At 45.7% G+C, this 3022-nt stretch carries 1 protein-coding gene; it reads left to right on the plus strand.

The features are described 5' to 3' along the window. Nucleotides 1-10: 10 nt before the first annotated feature. Nucleotides 11-3022, plus strand: a 3012-nt coding sequence (locus ACKJXD_RS11810; protein WP_430876409.1) for a hemagglutinin repeat-containing protein, incomplete at its 3' end; no start/stop codon positions are given.

Genomic DNA, 3022 nt, shown 5'->3' on the forward strand with positions numbered 1-3022 from the left:
CACGGCAACCGTGTATGTATCTGACAAAGAAGGGACATTACGGTTAACCGGTCAGCGCAATATTAACATTAATGCGGCGGATATTATCAGTAACGGCAAGGAAACTACGCTAATTGCGGGGAACGATATATCTCTGGGTACCCAAACCATCAGTCATGCCACCGATTATACGCTAAACAGCAAAAACTATGACCGCCGCGAGTGGACGCAGGAGGTAGGCTCATCTATCAGTACGGCCGGTAATTTAACCCTGAAAGCCGGGCATGATGTGAAGGTAAAAGCCGGCGATATCTACAGTGAAGGCAATATCCGCGTGCAGGCTGGAAATGATATTGATATCACCACTGGACAGGCGACGTATGACCAGGAAGCTCGCGCCAAATCGAGCTCGAAATCAACCTTTTCGAAAAGCAAATATTCACAATATGGTGAAGAGCATAATAAAACGGCCATTGGTAGCAGTCTGAGCGGTGAAAGTGTGACACTCAATGCCGGTCATGATTTAACGGTGAGCGGTAGTCAGGTTATGGCAAGTAAAGATGTTCGCATCAATGCCGGCAACAATGTGACCATTGATGCAGCAGAAGAGACCTATTACCGATACGAAAAAGTGAAAAATAAAAAATCAGGGGTAACGACCAGCGCCAAAGGCGTCAATATAGGCTCACAATCAAGTAAGTCGACCTCGATGTCCAACGAAGTCAATCACTCTTCAGCGACCAGTCTGGTCGGCACATCTGGCGGGAACGTGGTGATTTCAGCCGGAAAACAAGTGACAATAAGTAGTAGTGATATTATTGCCGGCCGGGCTGAGGGCGATGATAAACGTGCTACCGGTCACATTGATATTAGCGGTGAAAATATTGCCATTATTCCGGGTCAAGATACCGTTGATAAGAAAAAGACATCCCAGACCAAATCATCCGGTATTGGGATATCAATGAGTAATCCGATACTCGATAGTGTGCGTAATACTCACGATATCTTTAAATCGCATGGCAGTAAAGTCGATAAAGGTAAGCAATTCTTTTTAAGTGAACAAGCCGCATTAGGTATGGATATTGCCACACCAACGCAGCTACCTATATCCTTTAACCGCTCTTCAAGCAAAAGTGAATCAAGTTTACACGGGGAATACCAACATGGCAGCTCCCTGACTGCGGCAGGTAACATTCAGTTACACGCCAACAAAAGTCAGGAGCGAGATGCACAAGGTCGATACACACAAGGTGATGTCATCGTTCAGGGTAGTCAGTTAACCGCCAACGAATCCATCATTATTGATGCTAATCGGGATGTGGTAATTGAGACTTCGGCAGACCGGCAAATTGAGAAGAGTAAAAGTAAAGAGAAGAGCTCGAGTATCACCACCGGTGCAACCACGGCTGGGTCAACCGTGCGATTTATTCATGGCAGTCCAAATCATGGCACCAAGGTTATACCGTATGGCAGTGAAAGTTCAAGCAGCCGAAGTTATTCCGATATTGTTGCACAAAATTCATCGACATTAACGGCAAAAGATATTCATATCAACAGTCAGGAAGGCAGTATCAATGTCACGGGGAGTGGCTTAATTGCGCAGGATGATATTAATCTTCAGGCGGCTAAAGGTCATGTGATAGTCAGTGCAGGAACAAACGAAATCCATAAGGAAAATAAAGGAAATCATAAAGTAGTCGGTGAGCTGGGAGGCGATGGCTACAGTGGAACGGTCGGCTGGCAGGAATCGCGTTATAAAAATACCGAGGACAGAAGTCAACAAAATAATGTCCGCAGTGAAATTAGCAGTGCAAAAGGCAATATTAATATACATGCCGGTGAAGATATCAAACTATCCGGGACAGATATTACGGCGGGTAAATCGGTTGACTTAACCGGTAAAAACGTCGTGTTAGACACCAGTGAAGATAATACCCACCGAAAAGCAGAAAGCAGTAACCGACAATATGGTGTAACAGTATCGAGCTCCGGTTATGCAGTTGCTGCGGCACAGGCAATAGAAAAAGCGGCTAAATCCTACGAGAACAAAGACGATAAACGTTTATCGGCAATTTATGCGGCACAAGCCGGCGTGAACATGGCGCAGGCACAAGTCAATATGTCACAAAATGACCTGCAACCGAATGTCGATGGCGGTCAAGGTGGCGCTGGAGCCAGCCCGTCATTAATCAAAGTGACGGTCAGTGCGACAGCGGATAATTCGAAACAAAAAAGTGAGTACAAAAATAAGATTCAGGCAGGCACGGTGATTCATGCCGGTGAAAATGTCAATATCAATGCCAAGGAGAACATTGAGGGCAAAGGTGTCGATATCACTGGTAAAAATATCAATCTTACTGCGGGCAATGATATCAAACTGTCATCTGCACACAGCACTGAAAAAGTGAAAAATACGGATTCAAGTAGTCATTATGGTGTGGGTGTTGGTTTTGGACTCATCGGCGGTCAAAACGGCTTTTCGTTAGAGCTGGGCGCCAGTCAGTCAAAAGGCAAAGAGAATGGTTCAAATGATATCAATCATAACAGTACTATCACTGCGAGCAACAAACTTAATATTCAAAGTGGTCGGGATGTCATTTTACAGGGTGCAGAGCTAGCGGGTAACAAAGTCACTGCCAATGTGGGTCGGGACTTAACGATAAGCAGTCAGCAGGATAAAGAAAAATTCGATGCCAAACATACAACGGTCAGCGCCAGCGCCAGTATTTGTGTGCCACCTTTCTGCTTTGGCTCCAGTCAGGCAAGTGTCAGTGCAAGTCAGAACAAGATGAAAAGTGACTACCAGTCCGTTAATGCGCAGTCAGGAATTATTGCCGGCAGTGGCGGGTATGATATTACGGTCGGTCATCATACTCAGCTCGATGGTGCGGTGATAGCATCCGATGCGGATAAATCAAAAAATCGCTTAGACACGGGCACCATTGGTTTTACCGATATCAAAAACAAAGCAGAATATGAGGTCAGTAGCGTTTCCGGCTCGGTGGGAATGAGCCAGGGTGGCGGTGGATGGTCACCAAATGGT

The sequence above is a fragment of the Gilliamella sp. G0441 genome (assembly GCF_050589305.1).
Taxonomy (GTDB): Bacteria; Pseudomonadota; Gammaproteobacteria; order Enterobacterales; family Orbaceae; genus Gilliamella.